Origin of the sequence: Pseudomonas sp. 22082 (assembly GCF_052046055.1) — a bacterium.
GTDB classification, from domain to species: Bacteria; Pseudomonadota; Gammaproteobacteria; order Pseudomonadales; family Pseudomonadaceae; genus Aquipseudomonas; species Aquipseudomonas pharyngis.
Genome location: NZ_JBQEQB010000005.1, coordinates 269,792 through 292,034 on the forward strand (window position 1 = coordinate 269,792; position 22,243 = coordinate 292,034).

Genomic DNA, 22,243 nt, shown 5'->3' on the forward strand with positions numbered 1-22,243 from the left:
TTATTTCGGCCCGAGAATCTTCGCCAGCTTGTCCGGCGTCGGTGCACCTTGCTGTTGTTGCAGTTCGCCCTTGTCGTCCATGTAGAAGATCGCCGGGGTGGCCTGTAACTCCAGGTCTTCCATCAACTGCATGTTCGCCGCGAGTTTGGTCTGCACGGCGACCGGAATGTCCTTCAAGGCCTTGAGGGTGCTGGCCTTGCCGGCCTTCTCGTGATCTTCCAGGGCTTTGCTCGGGTCCTTGGCGGCGAGCAGGGCAGCGGCTTTGGCCGGGCTGTCTTCGCGGATGATGCCGACCATGATGTGTCGCAGCTGCACCTTGCCGGCCTTGACCCATGGACGGGCTTGTTCCCAGAACATGTTGCAATACGGGCAGTTCGGGTCGCTGAACAGGTACACAGTGCGTGGTGCATCCTTGTTGCCGTCCTGAATCCAGTTGCTGGCCTCGAACTTGGCCCAGACTTCCTTGGCCATCGGCGCGTAGACCAGTTTTTGCAGCGGTGCGCTGCTCAGGTCGTTGCCGTCGGCGTCGTACAGGTTGCCCAGCAGCACGTGCTTGCCGTCCGGCGTCAGGTACAGCGCCATGCCGCGGTTCTGGTATTGCGCGGCGTAACCGCGCAAGCCGTCCGGCGCGTCGAACTGACCGACGATCTTGGCGCCCTTGGCTTCAATTTTCTTGATCGCTTCAGGCAGTTCTTCAGCGGCCTGGACCGACGGCAAGTGCAGCAGGGCGGCGCCCAGGGTCAGCGTCAGCAGGTGGCGGAGGCGGGGCATGGCAGTTTCCTTGAAGAAGAGGTGGCCGGATTCGGGCTGGAGGCCGGGGTGTCGAAGCTTTCCAGGGCACGGGCCAGGCTGGCGTTGGACAATTCGCCCAAATGGCTGCTCAGCAGGCGACCGTCCGGGCTATAGAACAGGGTAGTCGGCAGGGCCATGGAGCCCACGGCCTGGCCGAGGCGTCCGCTGCGGTCGAACAGCACGTTGTTCAGGCTCAAACCCTGGGTTTCGAGAAACGTGGCGACGCTTTGCATGCTTTCGGCCTGGTTGACGAACAGGAACGTCAGGTCCGGGCGTTGTTGCTGGGCGTTTTCCAGCACCGGCATTTCCCGGCGGCACGGCGGACACCAGGTGGCCCACAGGTTGATCACCAGCGGCCCGCCCTGATAGTCGGTGAGTTTCACGGTTTCCCCGGCGGCGTTGCGCAGAGTGATGTCCGGCAGGCGCGTGCCTTGCTCGTAGATGTTCAGCGACAGGGTCGCCATCACCCAGAACACCACACCGCTGACCACACCGAAACCCAGCGGTCGACGCAGACCCGGCCGGCGCCAGCCGCGATACAGCGCCGCGAGCAACAGCACGATCACCCCCGGCCAGGCGAGAAAACCGCCGTCGCGCAGGTCGATGATCTGCCACAGGTCGTTGCGATAGTGCCCCCAATACACGGCGACGAACGCAATGCGCGCCGTCAGCATGCCGAGCAGAAACAGGCTGAACAGCGCCGACTCGGGATTGTCACCGCCGCGCTTGGCCACCCGCCAGCCGACGAAGGTCGCCAGTGCCAGCGCGCTGATCAGCAACAAGTGATTGAGTGCGATGGCAAAGGTGCCGAGGGTGAAGGTCAGCATTAACGGGCGTCTCGGATGGTGGTCCAGCGTTGCAGGAAAGTATCGGCATCGACCTCGCCGGTGATGCGCTGGCTGCGGCGCTCTTCACCGTCGGCGCCGATCCACACGAAACTCGGTGGCCCAGGCACTTTATAACGACCGAGCAGTTCGCGGCTGGCGGCATTGTCGGCGGTGACGTCGATTTGGAGCAAGCGCACATCACTCAGGGCCTGCATCACCCGCGCCTGGCCGAACACCTGTTTCTCCATGACTTTGCACGACACGCACCAATCGGCGTAGTAATCGAGCAGCACCCACTGGCCCTGGGCTTTGGCGGCGTCTAACTCGCGTTGCAGGGCGGCGGGATCCTTGATCGTCGTGAAGGCTTCGTGGCCGCTGGGCGCCGCAGATCCGACGCGTCCGGCGCTGTACACCTGCAACGGCTGATATGGATCGTCACTGCCACCCGCCGCCCCGACCACCAGCAGACTGCCCCACAGGCCCAGCAACAGCGAACCGGCACCGAACAGCTGCGCCACGCGACCAAAGCCATCGGACTGTTTCCAGGCGCTGTAAGCGGCGATCAACAGCAGCGCGCCGCACAGGCCCAACCACAGCGACGGCTCCAGCACCGGGCGCAGCATCAGCAGCGCGGTGGCGAGGAACAGGAAGCCGAACACGCCTTTGAGCAGATTCATCCACGCGCCGGGCTTGGGCAGGAAGCGATTGCCGACCGTTACCAGCAACAGCAGCGGGACGCCGATGCCGATGCCCAAAGCAAACAGGATCAGGCCGCCGTGCAGCGCGTTGCCGCTTTGCGCGATGTAGAGCAGAGCGCCGGCCAGCGGCGCGGTCATGCACGGGCCGACCAGCAGACCGGACAGCGCGCCCAATACGCCGGCGCCGATCAGGCTGCCGCCGCGTTGGCTGCGCGAGGCGTGTTCCAGTCGATCCCGCAGGGCCACAGGCAATTGCAGTTCGAAGAAGCCGAACATCGGCAACGCCAGAACCACAAATACGGCCGCGAACGTCCCGAGCAGCCACGGGTTCTGCAACCACGCCTGCAGGTTGGCCCCCAGCAGCGCGGCAATAACGCCCATCGCCGCATACACCAGGGCCATGCAAACCACATAACTGCCGGCCAGCGCGAAACCGCGACGCGGCGTAGCACCGCTGCCCACCACCATGCCCGCCAGAATCGGCAGCATCGGCAGCGAACACGGCGCAAACGCCAGCAGCAGACCCAGGCCGAAGAACACCAGCAGACTCCAGCCCAGCGAGTGCTGTTGCAGGCCGCTGGCCAGTGCCTGATCCGGCGCTTCATCTGCCGCCGCAGCGGCAGCTTTGCCGCCGAGGTCGATCACTCGGGTCTGTGGGGGATAGCAAAGACCGGCGTCGGCACAGCCCTGATAACTGACCTTGATCTGGCCCGTGGCGGCCGCCGGAATCTTCAGTTCCAGACCCTGGCGATAAACCGGTTGTTCGCCGAAGTACTCGTCGCTGTGGGACTCGCCTTCGGGCAGGGCCGGGATGTTTTGTGTCGTCAGCCCGTCGAACTTCAGACGCTTCTGATACAGGTAATAGCCATCGGCGATTTGCCAGAACAGCTGGGTCTCACCGGAATCCAGACGTTGCGAGGTCAGCACGAATGCCTTGTCGACCGGCAAGAACTCCGGTTTTGACGCAAATGGATCATTCCCCGCCTGGGCCAGACTCGAAATCAGCAGTGCAAAAAACAGAAAAAAATGACGCATGGAGGAGCCTTGTCCCTGTGCAATTGAGGGGCACAATGGGCGGCGGCGATTAACCGATGATTAACCGCGACGCCCTTGTCGCGGTGGCGTTCGGGGCATAATGTCGGCTTAATCGGCCAGCGGCCTAATCAGCACTTTTCCACGGGACTCACCATGCACGTACTGGTTTGCGAAGACGATGAGTTGATCGCCAGCGGGATCGTCGCCGGGCTGACGGCGCAGGGCCTGACCGTCGAGCACGTCAACACCGCCTCCAAGGCGCGGGCGATTCTCAAGGTTGCCGAATTCGACGTGATGGTGCTCGATCTCGGCCTGCCGGACGAAGATGGCCTCAAGTTGCTGCAACAACTGCGTCAGCAAGGCCTGGAGATTCCGGTCCTGATCCTGACTGCGCGGGATTCGGTCACCGACCGTGTCGACGGCCTGCAGTCCGGTGCCGACGACTACCTGCTCAAGCCGTTCGACCTGCGCGAGTTGTTCGCCCGCCTGCAAACCCTGCTGCGCCGGGTGGCCGGACGCAGCGTCAATCTGATCGAACACGGCGCGCTGACTTACGATCCGAGCAGTCGCGAAACCACCCTGGCGGGGCGTCCGGTGGATCTGTCGCGGCGCGAGCAGTCGTTGTTGCAAGCCTTGCTGCACAACCGTGGCCGGGTGCTGTCCACCGAGCAGTTGAAGGACAGCGTCTACGGTTTCAACGATGAACTGGAAAGCAACGCGCTCAATGTGCACATCCATCACCTGCGCAGCAAACTCGGCAAAGGCATCGTCGAAACCGTGCGCGGTCTGGGTTATCGCCTGGGCCCGGCCGATGGCGGAGAACCCGACAAGTGATGAGCCTGCGCCTGCGCCTGAGCCTGACCCTCGGCGCCGCATTCGCGCTGATCTGGGCATTGGCGGCCGCCTGGATGCTCAGCGACCTGCGCAACCAGATGATGTTTTCCCTCGACCAGCGCCTGGTGGCGTCGGCGCGGATGGTCGCCGGGTTGCTGGAACAATTGCCGGCTGTCCCGAGCAAAGGCGAGGGCACTCATTTCAGCGCCGAGCAGTTGAACATTCCCGGCGGCATGGCCTGTCAGGTCAGCTCGCTGCGCGGGGAAATCCTCGCTCGCAGCCACAACAATCCGGAACAGGCGCTGGAAGCCCAGAAGATGGGCTTCCACGATCAAATGATCGACGGTGCGCCATGGCGCAGCTTCACCCTGGCCCGGGGCGATGTGCGTATTACCACCGCCGACCGGGTGATCGAGCGCGAAGCCCTGAACATGTCGATCCTGCTGGCGGCCTCGGTGCCGGTCGGCGTGGCGTTGCTTGGCTGCCTGTGTCTGTTGTGGCTGGGGATCGGCCAGGGGTTGGCGCCGCTCAACCGCTTGCGTGAAGCCTTGATGCGCCGCAACGCGGATTCGCTTGAGCCGCTGCAGTTGCAGTCATTCCCCAGCGAACTGAAACCGCTGCTCGAAACCCAGAATCAGCTGTTCCAGCGCATCGGCAAGACCATCGAGCGCGAGCGTCGCCTGACCGGCGATGCCGCCCACGAACTGCGCAGCCCGCTGACGGCGATCAAGACTCACCTGCAAGTGGCACGCATGACCGAAGGCAGTGCGCGCGATCAGTCCCTGGCCCGGGCCGAAGAGGGCGCCGACCGCTTGCACCGGACCCTTGAGCAGTTGCTGTTGCTGGCCCGGGTCGAGGGCAGTCTGTCGTTCGACGACGGTGTGCAGTGCAGCGCCGAGCAGGTAGCGAAACTGGCGATCCAAGACTCGGCCAGCGACCAGCGTCAGCGCATCAGGCTGCATCTGCCTGAACACTTGTCCGCTGCGCCGCTGCAAATGCCGGCGGTGCTGTCGATCGCGGCCCTGCGCAATCTGTTGGACAACGCTCTGCGTCACACGCCGACGGACGGCGCGGTGGACCTGAGCCTGGAAACTAGCGCCAATCGCGTGCGTTTTGTGGTGCGCGACCATGGGCCGGGAATCGCCCCTGACGATCTGCAACACCTGACCCAGCGCTTCTGGCGCAACGGCCAGAGCACCGGCTGCGGACTGGGGCTGGCGATTGTCCAGGCGATCGTTCAGCGCTGCGCCTGCACCCTGCATTTCGACAGCCGTCCGGATGGTTTGCGGGTCGAGCTGACCATGCCGCTGCAACCGGTCTGACAGTTTGCAGGCACATCAAATGTAACCTCTCTCCATTAGTCATCCGCCGGCCGCGACGTTATTGTCGCCCCAGCCTTTGACTCAATGGATTGAGGGAAACAGCGCCATGGAAGCACCCGTCTATATCTGTCCCGCCACCCCCGCCGACGCCGGCATCATCAGCAGGATCCTTGAGCGTTCGATCCGCGTCGGTTGCGCGCTCGATCATCGCAACGACCCACAACTGGTCGACCGCTGGGTCCGCCGACAATCGGCGGAGCACGTCAGCGCCTGGCTCGCCGATCCCCATCACTATCTGAACATCGCGCTGCTGCAGGACAAACCCGTCGGCGTCGGCATGGCCGCAGCCCATGGCGAGGTCATGTTCTGTCACGTGCAGCCGGAGTGGTTTCGCCGAGGTGCGGGCCGTGCGCTGATGGGCGATCTCGAGGGTTGGCTGAGGATTCGTGGCAGGCCATGCATCACGCTTGCAAGCACGCGAACCGGCGCGGCGTTCTACCGGCGCCTGGGGTATCGCGAAACGGCGTCTCCCTTCATGCAACACGGCGTTTTGACTCTGCCGATGCACAAGCCGCTGGCATTGTCGGCCTGACATTCGATCAAGGGTGTAAATCCTCGACACGCTGGTGCGTTTCCAGAACAGGAAAACCTGCATGTGCGCCCCGCGACCGGAACGCGCACCTGCCCGGTGTGCAGTTTTGGTCACTATCCATAGCGTATTGAGGGGTCGAGAGATGTCAGTCGCCACCAGCCTTATCGAAGAGTCGTCGGCCCGGATCGCCTCCGCGCCGGCGGAAACGCTGTATCAGTTCAATGAGTCGCCGTTGCTGGCCCGTCAGAGCCAGCAGGAGTCCAATGCCCGCAGCTACCCGCGGCGCATTCCCCTGGCGCTTAAACGCGCCAAGGGCCTGTACGTCGAGGACGTCGAAGGCCGCAGCTTCATCGATTGCCTGGCCGGCGCTGGCACCCTCGCGCTGGGGCATAACCATCCGGTAGTGATCGAGGCCATTCAGCAGGTGCTGGCCGATGAGTTGCCACTGCACACCCTGGACCTGACCACGCCGGTAAAGGATCAATTTGTTCAGGACCTGTTCGGCCTGCTGCCTCCGGCATTGGCCAAGGAAGCGAAAATCCAGTTCTGCGGCCCGACCGGCACCGACGCCGTGGAAGCCGCGCTGAAACTGGTGCGCACCGCCACCGGGCGCAGCACCGTGCTGTCGTTCTCCGGCGGTTACCACGGCATGAGCCAAGGCGCCTTGAGCCTGATGGGCAGCCTGGGGCCGAAAAAACCACTGGGCGCGTTGCTCAGCAACGGCGTGCAATTCATGCCGTTCCCTTACGACTACCGTTGCCCGTTCGGCCTCGGTGGCGCGGCGGGTGTGAAGGCCAATCTGAGCTACCTGGAAAACCTGCTCAATGATCCCGAGGCTGGCGTGCAATTGCCGGCCGCCGTCATCGTCGAAGCGGTGCAGGGCGAGGGCGGTGTGATCCCGGCGGACATCGAGTGGCTGCGCGGTCTGCGCCGCATCACCGAAAAGGCCGGTGTTGCACTGATCGTCGACGAAATCCAGAGCGGTTTCGCCCGCACCGGCAAGATGTTTGCCTTTGAGCACGCAGGCATCACCCCGGATGTGGTGGTGCTGTCCAAAGCCATCGGCGGCAGCCTGCCGCTGGCGGTGGTGGTCTATCGCGACTGGCTCGACACCTGGCAGCCGGGCGCTCACGCCGGTACGTTCCGTGGCAACCAGATGGCGATGGCCGCCGGTTCTGCCGTGATGCGGTACCTGGTCGAGCACAAGGTCTGCGAACACGCTGCCGCCATGGGCGATCGCCTGAGCGAACACCTGCGCATTCTGCAGCGCGATTTCCCGCAACTGGGCGATATTCGTGGTCGTGGCCTGATGCTCGGTGTCGAGCTGGTCGATCCGAACGGTGCACCGGATGCGCTGGGGCATCCACCGGCCTTCGCACGTCTGGCGCCGCTGGTTCAGCGCGAATGCCTCAAGCGCGGGCTGATTCTGGAGCTGGGCGGGCGTCACGGTGCGGTGGTGCGGTTCCTGCCGCCGCTGGTGATCACCGCTGCGGAAATCGACCGCGTCGCCGAGATCTTCGGCCGTGCGTTGAGCGCTGCGACTGCCGGCCTGTAAATTTTTCGCCGCGTCGAACGTTCTTTCTACATACCCGGCTGCACCGTCGTGCAGCCCACCCTTACAGCGATGGAGACACAGCATGACGTCAGTATTCGACCGCGAGGACATCCTCTTTCAAGTCGTGGTCAACCACGAAGAGCAGTACTCGATCTGGCCGGACTACAAGGCCGTGCCGGAAGGTTGGCGCACTGTGGGCAAGAGTGGCCTGAAAAAGGAATGCCTGGCCTACATCGAAGAAGTCTGGACCGACATGCGTCCGCTAAGCCTGCGCCAGAAGATGGAAGCGCAAGCGGCTGCCCAGTAAGTTATCAGCCAAAAGAAACCCGCTGGACTGGAATCAGTCAGCGGGTTTTTTCATGTCCGGGATTTTTGTTGCCTGTGAAGGCCTCATCGCTGGCAAGCCAGCGATGGACGATGACGCGGTCATAATGGCGTTACGCGCCGGCCAGGCCCTTGAGCAGCACATCCACATTCCCTTCCAGCTCTGCCACCGGATCCACTGCATCGGTGCTCAGCACCAGCAGTTGACTGCCCGATTCGGCAATCGCCGCTTTCACCGCATCCGAAGGCTGGCGATGGTGCAGCACCACTGCTACGTCGTTGTCTTTCAAAGTCGCGGTCAGTTTTTTCAGCTCCTCCGGCGTCCATTCGGCATCCGGTCGCGCATCCTGTCCGATCAACTCCAGATTCAGGCTGCCGATCAGGTAACCGAAGTGATCGCTCAGGCTCATCAAGCTCAGGTTGTCGGCACTGGCCAGACGCGCTTCGCTGTCGGCACTGAGTTTCAGCAGACGCTGTTTCAGTGCGGCCAGATTGGCCTCGATCTTCGATTTGTCCTTCGGTGCCAGGCGCACCAGATCCGCCGCCATCACATCGGCCATGCGCCCCATGTTGTTGCTGGCCAGCCACGGCTGACTGTTCAGGCCGTCGACCTTGAGCCCCGGTTGCACGGCAATGCCGGGCAGGGCGCCGTCCACCGGGCGGGCAGCATCGACTTCGACGATGCGGATGTTGCTGCGGCGGGCGATCGGGTACAGCGGATCATCGGCCCACAGCGAGCGCACGCCGATCACTGCATCGGCGCCCGTGGCCAGTTTGCTCAGCACGGGCGCGCCGCGACCGGTGAAGTAGGCGGTCTGGCGGCTGCCTGGCAGGTTGGCCGGTGCTGCGCGTTCGAGGCTGATGTCGGTGCCCTTGAGCAGGACTTCGCCCAGACCATAAGTGATCGGCAACGAGGCCAGCACCCGCAACGGTTTCTCGGCCGCCAGCAGAGGGCTCGAAACCGCGCCGCTGAGGGCGATGGCCAGGGTCAGTTGTCGCAATGAAAAAGCCATTTATCCAAGGTTCCCTTTCAGACTGGGGACGACGCCCCGGGCAATCGCGGCGAGGGCGAAGGCGATACCGGCGACCAGAATGATCGCGGCACCGGACGGAATCGGCAGGTCGAACACGATCGGCGCGAGAATCCCGCACAGCGTACTGACCGTGGCAATCAGCACCGAACACCAGAAAAAGCCCTTGAGCGACTGGCTGAGCAGGCGCGCAGCCGCCGCCGGAATCACCAGCAGTGCACCGACCAGAATCGCGCCGATGACTTTCACCGCGGCAACCGTAATCAGTGTCACCAGAATCACGAACAGATAATCCAGGGTCTTCACCGCGACGCCACGCACCGCCGCCAGTTGCGGGTTGAAGCTGGCGAGCATGATCCGGTTGTACAGCGGCAGGGCCAGCGCCATGACCAGCGAGCCGACAATCGCCAGCACCAGCAGGTCGTTGCCATTGACCGTCAGCACCGAGCCGAACAGCACGTTTTCCAGAATGTGCACGTTGATCTTGCCCGCCAGAATCAGCAGCAGGCTGGCGCCCAAAGCGAGGGACACCGACAGGAACACGCCGATCAATGTGTCCGGGGCCAGCCCGGTACGGTTGCGCAGGTAATTGAGCAGAATGCCAAACAGCAGGCAGTAACCGAACAGGCTGCCGTAAGGCCCGGTGTAGGGCTCGCCGAGCAGGATGCCGATGGCCACGCCGGTCAACGCCGCGTGGCCCACCGCTTCGGAGAAAAACGCGAAGCGCTTGACCACCACCAGCGTGCCGAGGCCACCCAGTACCGGGCCGATCAACAGACCGGCAAGCAAGGCATTGACCACAAACCCATAGGCCAGGGCTTCCGGCAGGTAACCGGAAGAGGCCCAGCCTTGCACCGTCAAACGAAAGGCTTCGTAACTCATCAGGCAGCGCTCCGTGGATGGGTCGAAAACAGGGTCAGCAGACGTTCCGGGGTCAGGGCCTGTTGCGGCGTGGCGTCGAACAGCACCCGGCGGTTAAGGCCGGTGACGCGATTGGCCAGACGCCCGACCGCTTCCAGGTCGTGCTCGATCCACAGCACGGTGATGCCCGCCGCGCGCCAGTCGCCCAGCAAACGCTCGAACACCTGGATCCCGGCTTCATCGAGGGCCGACATCGGCTCATCCAGCACCAGCAATTGCGGCGCCGGAATCAGGCCCTGGGCAAGCAATACCCGCTGGCGTTCGCCACCGGACAGCGCACCCATTCGGCGTTTGCGTTTGTCCTGCATGCCGACCCGCTCCAGCGCATCACCGATGGCGCCGGCGTAGCGTTTGCTCAAGCCGAGAAAGGCCGGGCGACGCTGACACATGGCGGCCATGAAGTCGTCGACGGTCATGGGCAGGCCGCGATCAAACTCCAGCGCCTGCGGCACGTAACCAATGGTGCCGGGTTCGCCGGGCCATTGCAGGCTGAGCCGGCCCTGATGGGGCATCTGCCCGAGCAGGGTCTTGATCAGCGAACTCTTGCCGCCGCCGTTGGGGCCGACCAGCGCATGCACGCTGCCGGGCTGCACCTGGAAGGTGACCTTGTCCAGAATCGTCGTGCGGCCGAGGGTCAGGCTGACGTCAGCGAAATCCAGGGTCGGGCCGCTGCTGGCTATCGACAGGTTTTCCTGAGCTGTCATGCGCCGGACTCCTGAATCGCTCGAACCACGGTGTTGAGGTTGCCGGTCATTTCCTTTTCGTATTTGTCGGCGGTGTATTCGCCGTAGGAAATGTGCGACAGCGGGTAAAGTTTCACGCCGGATTCACGCTGGATGGTTTCGACGTAGGTGGAGGGGAAATCCATCTCGGAGAAGATCACTTTCACGTCCAGTTCACGCAATTGGTCGATGGTTTTCTTCAACTGGCTCGGGCTCGGCTCGATACCGTGGGCCGGCTCGACCACCGCCGTCACTTCCAGGCCGAATTCACGCAGCAGGTAGTCATAAGCGGCGTGCACCGTGGCTACTCGCAGTTCGGCGTTCGGCGCCTGGGTCAGCCTGGCCAGGGCGTCGGCGCGCATCTGCCGCAGGCGTTTGCCGTAGGCGCGGGCGTTCTGGGTGTAGGTCTTGGCATTGTCCGGGTCGAGCTTGCCCAGCTCACGGGCGATGTTGTTGACCTGGGCAATCGAGGCGCTGATCGACAGGAAGGTGTGCGGGTTCACCACTTTGCCGGCACCGCGCGCGGCAACCCCGGTGGCGGCCAGCAACGGCACGTTTTCGTTGGCTTCGATGGTCTTGATGTTCGGCGTTTCGCTGGCGGCGATCATGCGGTCGGCGAAGTCGTCATGGCCAACGCCGTTGAGCACGATCACATCCAGCCCGCTGATGCGCTTGATGTCTTCGGCGCGCGGCTCGTAGGCATGCGGGTTGAAGCCGGCGGGAATCAGCGGCACGACCTCGGCCTTGTCGCCTACGATGTTCGCCACATAGCTGTAATACGGATGCAGGGTGATGCCGATGCGCAGGCGCTTGGCCTGATCGGCGCTGGCCAGCGGACTCAGCAGGCAGGCGCACAGACCGATCAGCAGCAGGCGCAGGAAAGGACGGCGTTGAGATGAACTAGGCATGGGCAAGCGGTCTTCTCTCGAATGAAGGCGAGGGTTCAATGACGATGTTCGCGGGTCACCCCGGCATCGAATTGCGCGACGATCTGTTTCCATCCGGCAGCGGTCAGCGCTGCGTCTGACAGGTCTTTCGGCGCTTGCAGGTCGGTGGCGCGGTTGAGCCAGATGTCCGGCGCGGCGTCGTTCAGGCGCATCAGAAACGAACCGGCCACGGCCGGTGCCTGACTGTGGCCGAAGTAGGCGCGGTCGGCCAGCAACTGCCAGGCATGGCCGCCACGACTGACCGAGCTGGCGTCCTGGGCGAACGGTGCAAAACCTTCATCGGCCAGGTTCTGCGGGCTTGGCAGCGTTTGCTGTTCTTCACGCAGCAGGCGGATCTCGTCGAGGGTCACGCGCAGATCGGCATAGATGCCCTGCTCGCTGGCGCCAAGGTCGCGACGGGCATCCAGTTGATGGCTGGAGACCGGCTCCGGTTCGTGGGAAACGCCGCGCCATGTCACTACCGAGCCGGCAATCGCGAGGATCAGCAGGCACATCAGCAGCACATTGAGGGTTTCGTGCCCGGCACCAGCCGGGCGGACAACCTGGGTAGTCGGCGTGGTCATGGGGCTTCGATATCCGCTTGGTCAATTTCGACCACGTGGCCGGGGCCGGCGTCGAACAGCACGTAGAACTCGGCGCCGGGTTTCTTGAAGGTCAGGGTCGAGTCGGCGCCGAGCTTGCCCGGCACGAGGATGGTTTCGTCGTAGCCGATCACATCGAGGGTCACCCCCGGCGCGCCGCTGCCGTCCGAGAAACCGCCGGTGCATTTGATCTGCTCGGCATCGATGGCCTTGCACTCGCACATCGGGTTATGGGCCAGGACGCCGGCGCTGAAACCGGCAGTCAGCACCAGCAAGGCATTGCTCAGGAGCAAGCGGAAGGGGCGTTGGGCGTGGCTCATGGTTTGGCTCCTTGTTTGTTCAGCCAGGCGAGGGTGGCAGGCGAGGCCTGGCTCAGCGGAATCGAGGCTTGGTGCATGCTGCCGTCCCAGCCTTCCATGGTGATCCACAGTTCGGCGTCGGCAGCGGTCTTTTCCGGAACCGGCAACTGGGTGCCCATGCGGTACGGCGTGCCGAAGAAAATCACCCCGGCCGCGCGCAGGCTGCGAGGTTTGCCGATGCGCAGATACGTCGCCTTGACGTGGTCGACGCAGGCGTCGCAGAGGGCGGCGCTGAAATCTTTCATGTAGCCGGCGGGGCCGGTCAGGATCGGTGCCTGATTACGCAGTTCGGCCAGTCGCAGGCTCCAGGGACCGACCTGGATTTCGCCGATCTCCCGTTCACCCAGTCCGCTGTCACCGCGAAACAGCGAGGCATCGGCGAAGTATTTGGGCATGAAGCCCAAGGGGATCAGCAGCAACAGCACGTTGATGTGGAAGCGCCATTTGTGCCAGATCACGCTCAGCCGTGAAGGCTGAGCCACGGTAGTGGATTTGCTCACAGATTGGCCTCCGAGGTTTCACGGCGCAGGGCCGGTTGTGCCTGCACGCGCTGTTTCTTGTGCTCGCGCTTGAGGGCGTTGGCGGTGGCCAGCGCGGTGCGCTTGGTCCAGATCAGCAGGCCACTGAGGACCATCATGCTCAGCAGCAGGCCGAAGAAGAACCAGATCAGCTTGATCCACAGACCGCCGAAGTCACCGGTGTGCAGCGGGCGCATGGATTCGGTGACGAACTCCAGCGACGTGCGATCGGACAACAGCCGCGAAGCCGCCACTTCACCGCTGTATGGGTTGAGCGTGGCGGTTCGGTACATCAGCGGGTACCAGCCGCGACCGCCGATATCCAGGTGCGCGTAGGCATTGCCCGGCAGGCTGATGAAGCTGGCTTCGAAGCCGGGGATTTTCGTCTGGGCGATTTCGATGGCGCGGTCGAGGCTGATACGCGGCGGTGGCGAACCATCGTTGGACTGTGGCACGGCTTCGCGGGACATGGCCGGGACGATCGGCTCGCTGGAAATGGAAATCTGGTTGTCAAACAGCAGCGCCTGAATCAGGAACCAGGTGCCGGTGATCGAAATCACCGCGATGAACCAGATCGACCAGATGCCGCTCAAGCGGTGGAAGTCGCCCCAGAAGATCCGTGCGCCGTGATTGAAGCGCAGGGTCGGGCGGAAAAAACCCTTCCAGAAGCGCTTGTACACCACCAACCCGGTCACCAGCGAAGCCAGCATCGGCAGGCCGAGGAACGACACCAGATACCAGCCCCAGCTGAAGCCGTTGGTGAACGGCACCAGCCACCAGCCATGCAGTGCGCGGGTGAACGCCTTGAAGTTGAAGCTCGGTGCCGTGCCCTGAATCACGCCGGTGTACGGGTTGACGTAGACGGTCAGCGAGCGGCCGTCGGGATAGCTGACGTCGACGTCGAGAGCAAAGTGCGACTCGTCCGGACGGTTGATGCTTTGCACCACTGTCTGCGGTTCGGCTTTTTTGATTTCGGCGAGGATCTGGTCGTAGCTGAGCAATGGTGCGTCGTCGGACGGCGCGCTGGCGCGCATTTGCGGGTTGGCCAGCCAGACGATTTCCTGGCTGACCACTGCCAGGGTGCCGGTGACGCAGACGATCAGAACGAAAAACCAGATCGGCAATGCCAGCCAGCTGTGTACCAGGAACCACAGTTTCGAGCGGGATTTCTTCGACATGATGACGGGTCTTGATTCAGTGAGAGGGAGCGGTACTACGGGCTTCGCAGCACGGGAGTCCCTGAAAGGCCGGTCGTGGCTTTTGCCTACGCGACCGGCCCGCATCTCTATAAGACGGATGACCGAAGCAATTCCCGATGAACGATATGAAAGTAAATGTTTCGCGATTACATCTTGATGCCGCGTGGGCGGATTTCTGCGGGGGAGGCGAAGCAGTCCGACGGCGCATGCCGCCGGATTGAAGGAAAGGATCAGCGTAGAAAGTCGAGCGCTTCGGTCAGCAACAGCTCAGGGACTTCTTCGGCAAGGTAATGCCCGGCCGGCAGGGCCTTGCCCCGTACGTCGGTAGCAACCTGTTGCCATTCCCTCAGCGGATCGAAGCAGCGACCGACGGTGCCCTCGGCGCCCCACAGCACCAGCAACGGCAGGGTCAGGTGACGACCAGCCGTGATGTCGGCGCGGTCATGTTCCAGGTCGATGCCGGCACTGGCGCGGTAATCCTCGCAGATCCCCCGAGCACTTCCGGGACGTTCCAGGCAACGCCGGTACTCACTGAACGCCTCGTCGGTAAAGGGTGCAAGCCCGGCGCTGCGACTGCCCATGACGCTGCGCAGATAACCTTCGGGATCGGTTTCGATCAGGGTTTCCGGCAACGGTGCCGGGCGGATCAGGAAGAACCAGTGCCAGTAGGCCCGGGCGAAGGCTTCATTTGTCTGGCTGTACATCGCCAGCGTTGGCGCGATGTCGAGCAGGACCATGCGCTGCACAACCTCGGGATGATCGAGCGCCAGGCGATGGGCAACCCGCGCGCCACGGTCGTGGGCAAGGATCGAGAAGTGCTCGAAACCCAACGCCTTCATTAATTCCACGCCATCGCGGGCCATCTCGCGCTTGGAGTAATTGAGGTGAGCCTCATCGGCCGGCGGGCGACTGGTGTCGCCATAACCGCGCAGGTCGGCGGCGATCACCGTGAAGTGCTCCGCCAGTTGCTCGGCGATCTTGTGCCAGATGACGTGGGTCTGCGGGTGCCCGTGCAACAGCAGCAGGCCGGGGCCGCTGCCTTTGAGGCGGTAGCTGATCTCCACACCGTTGACGTGGCGCTGGTCTTTGACGAATCCGGCAAACATCGGGTGATCCTTTATTCAGGCGAGTGGCCTGCATCCTGAAATCGCCGGGCGTTCATGACAAGACGTGATGCGTGATTCGACGGTTCATGAATCGTGTTCGCCCATCCCCGCGCGCCGCGCGGGAATGGGCACTCGGCGTAGTTAGCTCTGCTGGAACATTTCCTTCGCCCGCTGCTCGATCTGCGCCTGGGTCAGGTCCTCCTTGCGCGAAGCCAGGAACCACAGATGCCCGTACGGATCTTTCAACGTGCCGCTGCGGTCGCCGTAGAACTGATCCTTGACCTCGGACACCGAGGTGGCGCCGGCCTCCAGTGCGCGTTGGAAGGATTTGTCGACATCGGTCACGTACAGATGCAGGCCGACCGACACTGCGTTGCCCGGATTGCTCAACGGCCCTTGATCGCACGGCGAGCCGAGCATGATCGCGCTGTCGCCGATGCGCAGTTCGGCGTGGCCGATGCCGCCGTCGGGCATGCTCAGGCGCATGACTTCGGTGGCACCGAACGCCTTTTTATAGAAGTCGATGGCTTCGGCAGCTTTGTGAATGCCGAGGTACGGGGTAATGCTGTGATACCCCTCGGGAATGGGTTTGACGCTCATGGCGGTACTCCCTGTTATTTGTTGCCTGGTTTTTATTAGAGATTGAGGTGTGCCTTCGCCGGGATTGCCGGTCGCTCAACTATAGATCCGTGCCGCCGTCGTGACCGAGTAGCCGACGAGCAGGCCTCCCACTGTTCAGCCATCGACAGCGAAGCAACAGAGTGCGCGGGTTTTCATCGCCAGACGCCCTGAAGTTCCGCTGTAGCCCCCGTAAAACAAGGCCTTTGCGTCAGGCACAGAAGCTGCAATGACCCGGTACAACACCGATACCGAGAGTCATCCATGTCTGAATCTGCCGTTTATCCGATCAACCCGCCGGCCGCCCACCGGATCGCCGACGACGCCGAAGCCTTGCGCGTGGCTGTGCAGGTCGCCGCCGTCTTGCAGGAACACGCCGCCGAGCGTGACCGCAACCGCGAAGTGCCCGCCGAGGTCGTCGACCTGTTTTCCAACAGTGGCCTGTGGGGCATCACCGTGCCGAAGGAGTACGGTGGCGCGCAGGTGTCCCTTGCGGTGCTGGCGCAGGTGATCGCGATCATTTCCGCCGCCGATCCGTCCCTCGGTCAGATCCCGCAAAACCATTACTGCCTGCTCGAAGACATCCGCCTGCAAGGCACCCCGGCCCAGCAAGCGCATTTCTTTGAGCTGGCGCTGCAAGGTCATCGCTTCGCCAATGCGCTGTCGGAAACCGGTGGCAAGAACGTGCAGGACATTCAGGCGACCCTGCGCCGTTATGGCGACGGCTTCGTGATCAACGGCCGCAAGGGCTACTGCACCGGTTCGCTCTACGCCCACTGGCTGGCGGTGCTGGCGCTGGATGAAGAGCAGAAGGGCCAGTTGGCCTTCGTCGAGCGCGGTACGAAAGGGCTGGTGATCGTCGACGACTGGGACAGCATCGGTCAGCGCACTACTTCCAGCGGCACGGTGCTGGCGGAAAATCTGCAAGTGGCGCCCTTCAATCTGTTTCCGACGTACCGTTCCTACGAGAGCCCGACCCTGGCCGGGCCTTTCGCCCAGTTGACCACCGCTGCCATCGACGCCGGCATTGCCCGAGCTGCGCTGCGTGACACGGTTGAGTTCGTCCGCCAGTTCGCCCGGCCATGGATCGATGCGGGTGTGGACAAGGCCAGCGAAGATCCGCTGACAATCATTCAGATCGGCGCACTGGAAATCCGTCTGGAAGCCGCCGAAGCCTTGCTTGAACGCGCCGGCTGGGCGCTCGACGCCGCACGTCCGGCGCCTGATGAAGACAACGTCGCGCTGGCCTCGCTGGCCGTGGCCAAGGCTAAAGTGCTGACCACCGAAATCGCCATCGAGGCCAGCAACAAGCTGTTCGAACTCGGCGGTACCCGCTCGACCCTGAAAAAGCACAACTTCGACCGCCACTGGCGCAACGCCCGGGTCCACACCCTGCATGACCCGGTGCGCTGGAAATACCACGTGGTCGGCAACTGGCTGCTCAACGGCGTCAAACCACCGCGCCACGACTGGTCCTGACCATGGCCGAGTGGTTCAAACACATTTACTGGGCCGACATCGCCCAGGCCTGTCTCGACACCCTCAGCATGCTCGGCGCGGCGCTGCTGTTTACGGTGCTGCTGGGATTGCCGCTGGGGCTGCTGCTGTTTCTCACCGGCAAGCGCCAGTTGCATGAAACGGTCGGCGTGTATCGGGTGCTGTCAGTGATCGTGAACATGCTGCGTTCGCTGCCATTCATCATTTTGCTGATCGTGCTGATTCCGCTGACCACGTTGCTGGTGGGCACGTCACTGGGCGTGCCCGGAACCATTCCGCCGCTGGTCGTCGGTTGCACACCGTTCTTCGCGCGGCTGGTGGAAACCGCTCTGCGCGAAGTCGATCGCGGCGTGGTCGAGGCGACCCAGGCCATGGGTGCCAACACCTGGCAGATCATCCGCCACACCCTGTTGCCGGAAGCCCGCGGCGGGTTGCTGGCGGCGGTGACGGTCACCGCCATCGTGCTGGTGGATTACACGGCGATGGCCGGCGTGATCGGTGGCGGCGGGCTCGGCGATCTGGCGATCCGCTACGGCTATCAGCGCTTTCAGACCGACGTGATGGTGGTCACCGTGGTGTTGCTGCTGATTCTGGTGCAGGCCCTGCAAATGACCGGCGACCGCCTGGTGGCGCACTACAGCCGACGCTGACAAAACCATTTCAACCCATAAAGGCCCCACGTTCACCTCACGACGGCCATTCAAATTTGCCTTGGAGCACAGCATGAAAAAGACCTTGGCCGTACTGGCTGCCGTTCTGTCGTTCGGCGCCCATGCCAACGAAAAACTGATCGTCGGCGCCACCCCGGTGCCACACGCGGAAATCCTCGAGTTCGTCAAGCCGACCCTGGCCAAGGAAGGCGTGGATCTGGACATCAAGGTCTTCACCGACTTCATCCAGCCCAACCAGCAACTGGCGCTGAAAAACCTCGACGCCAACTACTACCAGTACCGGCCGTTTCTCGATGATTTCAACAAGACTCGCCACACCGATCTGGTGCCGGTGGTCGGCGTGCACATCGAACCGTTCGGGGCTTACTCGACCAAGATCAAGAACATTTCGGAGCTGAAGGACGGCGCCAGTGTGTCGATCCCCAATGACCCGGTGAACACCGGTCGCGCGCTGGTGCTGTTGCACGAGGCGGGGCTGATCAAGCTCAAGGATCCGAGCAACACCCTGGCCACCCAGCGCGACATCGTCGAAAACCCCAAGCACCTGAAAATCCGTGAACTGGAGGGCGCGTTGCTGGCCCGTTCAGTGAGTCAGGTGGATCTGGCATTCGTGTTCGCCAACTACGCGCTGGAAGCCGGGATCGACACCAACAGCGCACTGATCGTCGAGAAGGGCAAGAGCCTGTACATCGAGTTTCTGGTCGCACGGCCCGACAACATCAACGACCCGGGCCTGCAGAAACTGGCCAAGGCGTTGAATTCCGATGAAGTGCGCCAGTTCATTCTGACTCGCTACAAAGGGCAGATTGCGCCGGGCTTCTGATGGATCGAATTGGGGGTTCCCATGGCATGGGAACCCTCACTTGGGTACGTCAAGAAAGTGCGCCCCCGGCCCTTGCTCGCCCAGCACATCGCCCTGATTGCGCAGCGGGCAGGCTTCCATCGACAGGCATCCGCAACCGATGCAACCGGTCAGCCGGTCACGCAGCAACATCAACTGATTGATCCGCTCGTCCAGCTCCCGCCGCCACTGCTCCGACAGCACTTTCCAGTCCGCTGCCGTTGGCGCACGATTGTCCGGCAACTGCTTCAACGCCTCGCCGATTTCCGCCAGTGGAATGCCCAGGCGTTGCGCCACTTTGATCAACGCCACCCGCCGCAGTACTTCCCGTGGATAGCGCCGCTGGTTGCCGGCATTGCGCTGGCTTTTGATCAAACCCTTGGATTCATAAAAGTGCAGGGCGGTGACCGCCACGCCGCTGCGAGCTGCGACTTCGCCGACGGTCAGTTGCTTGTGCAGATTTTCCGCAGTGATCATTTGCAAATTGCCCCTTGACCTCTAGTTAACTCGAGGTTTTACCCTGCAGGCCTTCGAATCGCAAGATTCGTCTGACAGAGTGGGGATCTCATGCAAGCACCAGCGAAAAACCGCAGCTTTACGCAATTGATCGAATTTGAAATCGAACCCGGCCAGCAACCGGCGCTGGTCTCGGCGCTGGCGGTGCAGACCGAACGTCTGGCCCAGCGTTACGCCGGCTTCGTCAGCGCCAGCGTCCAGGCCAGCGACGATGGCCGGCGAGTGTTGAGCTTTCTGCAATGGCAGTCCCGCGAGGCGGGGGAGGCGGCGTTTCAGAGTTTCGAGACCGGCGAGCAGGATTTCTGGCAACTGATCCGCACCCATCAGGCGCGCACCGTGACCTTCGGTTCATTCCAGATGCTGAGCAGCATAGCCCGCAGCTATGACGACGGCTTGCACTGTCAACTGGTTGGTTAGATCGACAGCTGGATCAAGCGCTCGCCTTGCAGGTTTTCCGTGGGCCGCCGCTTGTTCACCGCCAGTTCGCCGATTTTGATCAGTCGCGTGCGGGTGACATTACGGCTCAGGCCTAACAGGGACGCGGTGTGCACCTGGTTGTAATGGCAGAAGCGATAGGCCGCGCGCAGCAATGCGTCCTCGACCTTCTCATGCAGGGCGCCGGCCTGTTGCTCGAACAGTTTCTGGAAGGCGCGTTCCAGCAGCGCTTCCGGTGAGTCGTCGGCGGTCGCGTGCTGATCGTCCGGACGGTCGATGCGCAGGTTGGATAGACGTAGATCGTCGCGCTCGATCACGCCGTTACGGCAGATCAGCAGTGTGTGGTGGATGACGTTTTCCAGTTCGCGGATATTGCCCGGCCAACTGTAGCCGCGCAGTTTGTGTTCGGCGCCGGGGCTGATGGTGATGCGTCCGTAGCCCAGGCGCTGACTGTAGGCCTCGATGAAATGCCGGGTCAGCGGCAGGATGTCGCCGGGGCGGTCGCGCAATGGGCTCAGCTCCAGATTGACCACGTTCAGCCGGTAATACAGATCCTCGCGGAAATGCCCGGCGTTGATGGCTTTCTCCAGTTGCACGTTGGTCGCTGCCAACACTCGCACATCGATGGGAATGCTCTTGCGCGAACCCAGGCGCACCACTTCACGCTCCTGCAACACCCGCAGCAATTTGACCTGGATCGCCATCGGCAGATCGCCGATTTCATCGAGGAACAGGGTGCCGCCATCCGCCTCTTCAAACCACCCGGCCTTGGCGCTGAGGGCGCCGGTGAAGGCGCCTTTTTCGTGGCCGAACAGTTCGGCTTCCACCAGCGATTCGGAAAACGCCCCGCAGTTGACCGCAATGAACGGCCGGTTGCGCCGGTTGCTCAGGTTGTGGATGTGCCGCGCTACCAACTCTTTGCCGGTACCGGTTTCGCCGATGATCAGCACGCTGGCTTCGCTCGGTGCGACCTGTTGCAGATGCGCGAGCAGGGCCTGGGATTTCGGGTCTTCGAAGACCTGAGCGGTGGCGCGGATTGAGGTGGCCAGGGCGGGTGAAGGCGGCAGGGTCAGCAGTTGCATGGGGTCTCGCTCCACGAAAGAAAATCAGGAATAGAACGTCGGCACCGGAAGGGACTGGTTCAGCGCCCAGTCGCCCAGCTCGTGGAGCTTGTAATCCAGCGGGTCGTGCAGGGTTTGCGTGCGCAGGTTGCGCCAGTGTCGGTCGAGGCGCAGCGATGCGTGGGTCGAGCGGGCGCCGGTGACTTCGAATAATCGGCTGCAAATCTCCAGGCCTTGTCGGCTGGCGGCGACCTTGGCCGTGGCAATTGCCGTGGCCAGGTGACCGCGTTCTTCGGCACTGAGGTTCGGGCCTTTGGCCCAGGCCTCGTCGAGCAATGCAGCGGCGCGTTCCACCAACAGACGGATGCCTTCGAGGGCGACCCAGAACTCGCCGTAATGGGCCAGCACATAAGGATCTTCACGCACCTCGCGCACCGAGGATTTGTGCCAGACACGGGTTTCGCTGAGGGTGTATTGCCGCGCCTCTTCAAAGGCCCCTTCGGCAATGCCGAGAAACATGTGGGTGAACGTCAGTTGCGCGATCAACGGGCGCAGACAGGCGAACGGTGTACTCAGCGGGCCCGGATCCAGCAGCAGTTCCGACTCTTCGACCCGCACCCGTTCGAACGTGGCGCTGCCGCTGTCGGTCTGGCGCTGGCCAATGTTGTTCCAGTCGTTGTGCAGGGTGATGCCGCTGCGCCCGCTCGGGATCGCCGCGATCAACAGTTTGCCGCCGTTGCTTTCGTCCACCGCCGAGGCGATCAGCATCTGCGAATCGCTGGCGCCGGAGCAGAAGCTCTTCTTGCCGGAAAACTCGCGCCAGCCACCCAGATCCTTGACCACGGTACGGGTGTCCAGCGGGTTGAGCGCGTTGCCCCAGAACCAGTTCTGTCGCGCGGTCTGTTCGAACCACGGTTGCCATTGTTCGGGGCGGGAAAACAGGCGCACGGTGGCAAGCATCAAATGATGAAAGCCGAAGACGTGGGCGATCGAGCTGTCGACCTTGGCGAACTCGCGCACGACTTCCAGCGTTTCGCTCCAGCGCGCGCCGAGGCCGCCGTAACGGGTGGGAATGCTCAGGGCCAGCAGACCGCTGTCGCGCAGGGCGTCACGTTCGGCTTTCGGTGTGCCGCCACGCTCGTCGCGCTCGACGGCGGTGAGAGCAAATTCGGCGGCCAGTTGGCGGGCGGTCTGCAACGGGGAGAGCAGGGTGCTTTGCGGTTTGGCAGTCACTCGGTCTT

25 protein-coding genes are annotated in these 22,243 nt (G+C 62.9%); 9 read left to right on the forward strand and 16 right to left on the reverse strand.

The genetic code is table 11. The annotated features are described in order from the left end of the window. Genes dsbG through dsbD form a run of 3 tightly spaced genes read right to left on the reverse strand, consistent with a single transcriptional unit; the run spans position 1 to position 3,352 of the window. Positions 1–771, reverse strand: a complete 771-nt coding sequence (dsbG, locus tag ACTJK9_RS08555) for a thiol:disulfide interchange protein DsbG (RefSeq protein ID WP_041475380.1) — start codon at positions 769–771, stop codon at positions 1–3. After that, complete coding sequence (locus ACTJK9_RS08560; RefSeq protein WP_440813316.1) at positions 747–1,619, reverse strand: prolipoprotein diacylglyceryl transferase family protein; 873 nt, start codon at positions 1,617–1,619, stop codon at positions 747–749. The genes dsbG and ACTJK9_RS08560 overlap by 25 nt, the downstream gene beginning before the upstream one ends. After that, positions 1,619–3,352, reverse strand: coding sequence for a protein-disulfide reductase DsbD (gene dsbD, locus ACTJK9_RS08565; protein WP_440813319.1), 1,734 nt, complete (start codon positions 3,350–3,352; stop codon positions 1,619–1,621). Before dsbD ends, ACTJK9_RS08560 begins: the two co-directional genes overlap by 1 nt. A 153-nt stretch (positions 3,353–3,505) precedes the next feature. On the opposite strand from dsbD, the gene ACTJK9_RS08570 reads away from it, so the two are divergent. The 5 genes from ACTJK9_RS08570 to ACTJK9_RS08590 all read left to right on the forward strand — a co-directional run bounded on the left by ACTJK9_RS08570 (position 3,506) and on the right by ACTJK9_RS08590 (position 7,962). Next, a complete protein-coding gene (locus tag ACTJK9_RS08570) occupies positions 3,506–4,186 on the forward strand; it encodes a response regulator (protein ID WP_011335250.1) in 681 nt (226 codons plus the stop codon). Beyond that, positions 4,186–5,508 carry an ATP-binding protein gene (locus tag ACTJK9_RS08575; protein ID WP_440813322.1) on the forward strand — a complete coding sequence of 441 codons (1,323 nt, stop codon included), beginning with the start codon at positions 4,186–4,188 and terminating at the stop codon, positions 5,506–5,508. The genes ACTJK9_RS08570 and ACTJK9_RS08575 overlap by 1 nt, the downstream gene beginning before the upstream one ends. Before the next feature lie 106 nt (positions 5,509–5,614). Next, on the forward strand, positions 5,615–6,100 hold the full coding sequence (locus tag ACTJK9_RS08580; RefSeq protein ID WP_041475378.1) for a GNAT family N-acetyltransferase: 486 nt from the start codon (positions 5,615–5,617) through the stop codon (positions 6,098–6,100). 142 nt (positions 6,101–6,242) lie between these two features. Then, positions 6,243–7,655 (forward strand): aspartate aminotransferase family protein, encoded by a 1,413-nt coding sequence (locus ACTJK9_RS08585; protein ID WP_085612243.1) that lies wholly within the window; start codon positions 6,243–6,245, stop codon positions 7,653–7,655. A gap of 82 nt (positions 7,656–7,737) precedes the next feature. Continuing rightward, complete coding sequence (locus tag ACTJK9_RS08590; RefSeq protein ID WP_007917715.1) at positions 7,738–7,962, forward strand: MbtH family protein; 225 nt, start codon at positions 7,738–7,740, stop codon at positions 7,960–7,962. 130 nt (positions 7,963–8,092) lie between these two features. Here the strand turns inward: ACTJK9_RS08590 and ACTJK9_RS08595 are convergent, their stop codons facing one another. The 10 genes from ACTJK9_RS08595 to ACTJK9_RS08640 all read right to left on the reverse strand — a co-directional run bounded on the left by ACTJK9_RS08595 (position 8,093) and on the right by ACTJK9_RS08640 (position 15,963). Further along, positions 8,093–8,992, reverse strand: a complete 900-nt coding sequence (locus tag ACTJK9_RS08595; RefSeq protein ID WP_440813326.1) for a metal ABC transporter substrate-binding protein — start codon at positions 8,990–8,992, stop codon at positions 8,093–8,095. Next, positions 8,993–9,892, reverse strand: coding sequence for a metal ABC transporter permease (locus ACTJK9_RS08600; RefSeq protein ID WP_064598224.1), 900 nt, complete (start codon positions 9,890–9,892; stop codon positions 8,993–8,995). Next, positions 9,892–10,635 carry a metal ABC transporter ATP-binding protein gene (locus tag ACTJK9_RS08605; RefSeq protein ID WP_064598222.1) on the reverse strand — a complete coding sequence of 248 codons (744 nt, stop codon included), beginning with the start codon at positions 10,633–10,635 and terminating at the stop codon, positions 9,892–9,894. The genes ACTJK9_RS08600 and ACTJK9_RS08605 overlap by 1 nt, the downstream gene beginning before the upstream one ends. Continuing rightward, positions 10,632–11,561 carry a metal ABC transporter substrate-binding protein gene (locus ACTJK9_RS08610; protein WP_085612246.1) on the reverse strand — a complete coding sequence of 310 codons (930 nt, stop codon included), beginning with the start codon at positions 11,559–11,561 and terminating at the stop codon, positions 10,632–10,634. Before ACTJK9_RS08610 ends, ACTJK9_RS08605 begins: the two co-directional genes overlap by 4 nt. A gap of 35 nt (positions 11,562–11,596) precedes the next feature. Then, positions 11,597–12,163, reverse strand: coding sequence for a DUF6162 family protein (locus tag ACTJK9_RS08615; protein ID WP_064598218.1), 567 nt, complete (start codon positions 12,161–12,163; stop codon positions 11,597–11,599). Next, on the reverse strand, positions 12,160–12,501 hold the full coding sequence (locus tag ACTJK9_RS08620) for a hypothetical protein (RefSeq protein ID WP_064598217.1): 342 nt from the start codon (positions 12,499–12,501) through the stop codon (positions 12,160–12,162). Before ACTJK9_RS08620 ends, ACTJK9_RS08615 begins: the two co-directional genes overlap by 4 nt. Next, complete coding sequence (locus tag ACTJK9_RS08625) at positions 12,498–13,040, reverse strand: hypothetical protein (protein WP_064598215.1); 543 nt, start codon at positions 13,038–13,040, stop codon at positions 12,498–12,500. Before ACTJK9_RS08625 ends, ACTJK9_RS08620 begins: the two co-directional genes overlap by 4 nt. Beyond that, positions 13,037–14,236, reverse strand: coding sequence for a PepSY-associated TM helix domain-containing protein (locus ACTJK9_RS08630; RefSeq protein ID WP_440813332.1), 1,200 nt, complete (start codon positions 14,234–14,236; stop codon positions 13,037–13,039). Before ACTJK9_RS08630 ends, ACTJK9_RS08625 begins: the two co-directional genes overlap by 4 nt. Positions 14,237–14,487: 251 nt before the next feature. Next, entirely contained in the window at positions 14,488–15,363 is an 876-nt protein-coding gene (locus tag ACTJK9_RS08635) for an alpha/beta fold hydrolase (RefSeq protein WP_440813335.1), read from the reverse strand. Positions 15,364–15,504: 141 nt separating this feature from the next. After that, complete coding sequence (locus tag ACTJK9_RS08640; protein WP_440813338.1) at positions 15,505–15,963, reverse strand: VOC family protein; 459 nt, start codon at positions 15,961–15,963, stop codon at positions 15,505–15,507. A gap of 282 nt (positions 15,964–16,245) precedes the next feature. Here ACTJK9_RS08640 and ACTJK9_RS08645 point away from each other — a divergent pair, with 282 nt between their 5' ends. The 3 genes from ACTJK9_RS08645 (at position 16,246) to ACTJK9_RS08655 (ending at position 18,972) form a co-directional block, all read left to right on the forward strand. Further along, positions 16,246–17,460, forward strand: a complete 1,215-nt coding sequence (locus ACTJK9_RS08645; protein ID WP_440813340.1) for an SfnB family sulfur acquisition oxidoreductase — start codon at positions 16,246–16,248, stop codon at positions 17,458–17,460. A gap of 2 nt (positions 17,461–17,462) precedes the next feature. Beyond that, positions 17,463–18,128, forward strand: coding sequence for a methionine ABC transporter permease (locus tag ACTJK9_RS08650; protein WP_064598205.1), 666 nt, complete (start codon positions 17,463–17,465; stop codon positions 18,126–18,128). A 73-nt stretch (positions 18,129–18,201) separates the two neighbouring features. Further along, a complete protein-coding gene (locus ACTJK9_RS08655) occupies positions 18,202–18,972 on the forward strand; it encodes a MetQ/NlpA family ABC transporter substrate-binding protein (protein ID WP_039770347.1) in 771 nt (256 codons plus the stop codon). Between the two features lie 36 nt (positions 18,973–19,008). On the opposite strand, the gene soxR is transcribed toward ACTJK9_RS08655, so the two are convergent. Further along, a complete protein-coding gene (gene soxR, locus ACTJK9_RS08660) occupies positions 19,009–19,467 on the reverse strand; it encodes a redox-sensitive transcriptional activator SoxR (protein ID WP_236191421.1) in 459 nt (152 codons plus the stop codon). Between the two features lie 90 nt (positions 19,468–19,557). On the opposite strand from soxR, the gene ACTJK9_RS08665 reads away from it, so the two are divergent. Beyond that, positions 19,558–19,923, forward strand: coding sequence for an antibiotic biosynthesis monooxygenase (locus ACTJK9_RS08665; RefSeq protein WP_440813344.1), 366 nt, complete (start codon positions 19,558–19,560; stop codon positions 19,921–19,923). Here the strand turns inward: ACTJK9_RS08665 and ACTJK9_RS08670 are convergent. Both ACTJK9_RS08670 and ACTJK9_RS08675 read right to left on the reverse strand, forming a co-directional pair. Continuing rightward, positions 19,920–21,023, reverse strand: coding sequence for a sigma-54 interaction domain-containing protein (locus ACTJK9_RS08670; protein ID WP_007955824.1), 1,104 nt, complete (start codon positions 21,021–21,023; stop codon positions 19,920–19,922). The two genes, ACTJK9_RS08665 and ACTJK9_RS08670, sit on opposite strands and share 4 nt — an antisense overlap. A 24-nt stretch (positions 21,024–21,047) precedes the next feature. Continuing rightward, entirely contained in the window at positions 21,048–22,235 is a 1,188-nt protein-coding gene (locus ACTJK9_RS08675; RefSeq protein ID WP_007955826.1) for an acyl-CoA dehydrogenase family protein, read from the reverse strand. Positions 22,236–22,243 lie beyond the last annotated feature (8 nt).

What these genes read in the sequence shown, in the direction of transcription:
- ACTJK9_RS08560 (WP_440813316.1), bottom strand. Translation starts at nt 1,619, where the DNA reads ATGCTGACCTTCACCCTCGGCACCTTTGCCATCGCACTCAATCACTTG.
- ACTJK9_RS08640 (WP_440813338.1), bottom strand. Translation starts at nt 15,963, where the DNA reads ATGAGCGTCAAACCCATTCCCGAGGGGTATCACAGCATTACCCCGTAC.
- dsbD (WP_440813319.1), bottom strand. Translation starts at nt 3,352, where the DNA reads ATGCGTCATTTTTTTCTGTTTTTTGCACTGCTGATTTCGAGTCTGGCC.
- ACTJK9_RS08580 (WP_041475378.1), top strand. Translation starts at nt 5,615, where the DNA reads ATGGAAGCACCCGTCTATATCTGTCCCGCCACCCCCGCCGACGCCGGC.
- ACTJK9_RS08630 (WP_440813332.1), bottom strand. Translation starts at nt 14,236, where the DNA reads ATGTCGAAGAAATCCCGCTCGAAACTGTGGTTCCTGGTACACAGCTGG.
- soxR (WP_236191421.1), bottom strand. Translation starts at nt 19,467, where the DNA reads ATGATCACTGCGGAAAATCTGCACAAGCAACTGACCGTCGGCGAAGTC.
- ACTJK9_RS08650 (WP_064598205.1), top strand. Translation starts at nt 17,463, where the DNA reads ATGGCCGAGTGGTTCAAACACATTTACTGGGCCGACATCGCCCAGGCC.
- dsbG (WP_041475380.1), bottom strand. Translation starts at nt 771, where the DNA reads ATGCCCCGCCTCCGCCACCTGCTGACGCTGACCCTGGGCGCCGCCCTG.
- ACTJK9_RS08590 (WP_007917715.1), top strand. Translation starts at nt 7,738, where the DNA reads ATGACGTCAGTATTCGACCGCGAGGACATCCTCTTTCAAGTCGTGGTC.
- ACTJK9_RS08575 (WP_440813322.1), top strand. Translation starts at nt 4,186, where the DNA reads ATGAGCCTGCGCCTGCGCCTGAGCCTGACCCTCGGCGCCGCATTCGCG.
- ACTJK9_RS08585 (WP_085612243.1), top strand. Translation starts at nt 6,243, where the DNA reads ATGTCAGTCGCCACCAGCCTTATCGAAGAGTCGTCGGCCCGGATCGCC.
- ACTJK9_RS08635 (WP_440813335.1), bottom strand. Translation starts at nt 15,363, where the DNA reads ATGTTTGCCGGATTCGTCAAAGACCAGCGCCACGTCAACGGTGTGGAG.
- ACTJK9_RS08605 (WP_064598222.1), bottom strand. Translation starts at nt 10,635, where the DNA reads ATGACAGCTCAGGAAAACCTGTCGATAGCCAGCAGCGGCCCGACCCTG.
- ACTJK9_RS08670 (WP_007955824.1), bottom strand. Translation starts at nt 21,023, where the DNA reads ATGCAACTGCTGACCCTGCCGCCTTCACCCGCCCTGGCCACCTCAATC.
- ACTJK9_RS08595 (WP_440813326.1), bottom strand. Translation starts at nt 8,992, where the DNA reads ATGGCTTTTTCATTGCGACAACTGACCCTGGCCATCGCCCTCAGCGGC.
- ACTJK9_RS08665 (WP_440813344.1), top strand. Translation starts at nt 19,558, where the DNA reads ATGCAAGCACCAGCGAAAAACCGCAGCTTTACGCAATTGATCGAATTT.
- ACTJK9_RS08600 (WP_064598224.1), bottom strand. Translation starts at nt 9,892, where the DNA reads ATGAGTTACGAAGCCTTTCGTTTGACGGTGCAAGGCTGGGCCTCTTCC.
- ACTJK9_RS08645 (WP_440813340.1), top strand. Translation starts at nt 16,246, where the DNA reads ATGTCTGAATCTGCCGTTTATCCGATCAACCCGCCGGCCGCCCACCGG.
- ACTJK9_RS08655 (WP_039770347.1), top strand. Translation starts at nt 18,202, where the DNA reads ATGAAAAAGACCTTGGCCGTACTGGCTGCCGTTCTGTCGTTCGGCGCC.
- ACTJK9_RS08615 (WP_064598218.1), bottom strand. Translation starts at nt 12,163, where the DNA reads ATGACCACGCCGACTACCCAGGTTGTCCGCCCGGCTGGTGCCGGGCAC.
- ACTJK9_RS08620 (WP_064598217.1), bottom strand. Translation starts at nt 12,501, where the DNA reads ATGAGCCACGCCCAACGCCCCTTCCGCTTGCTCCTGAGCAATGCCTTG.
- ACTJK9_RS08610 (WP_085612246.1), bottom strand. Translation starts at nt 11,561, where the DNA reads ATGCCTAGTTCATCTCAACGCCGTCCTTTCCTGCGCCTGCTGCTGATC.
- ACTJK9_RS08570 (WP_011335250.1), top strand. Translation starts at nt 3,506, where the DNA reads ATGCACGTACTGGTTTGCGAAGACGATGAGTTGATCGCCAGCGGGATC.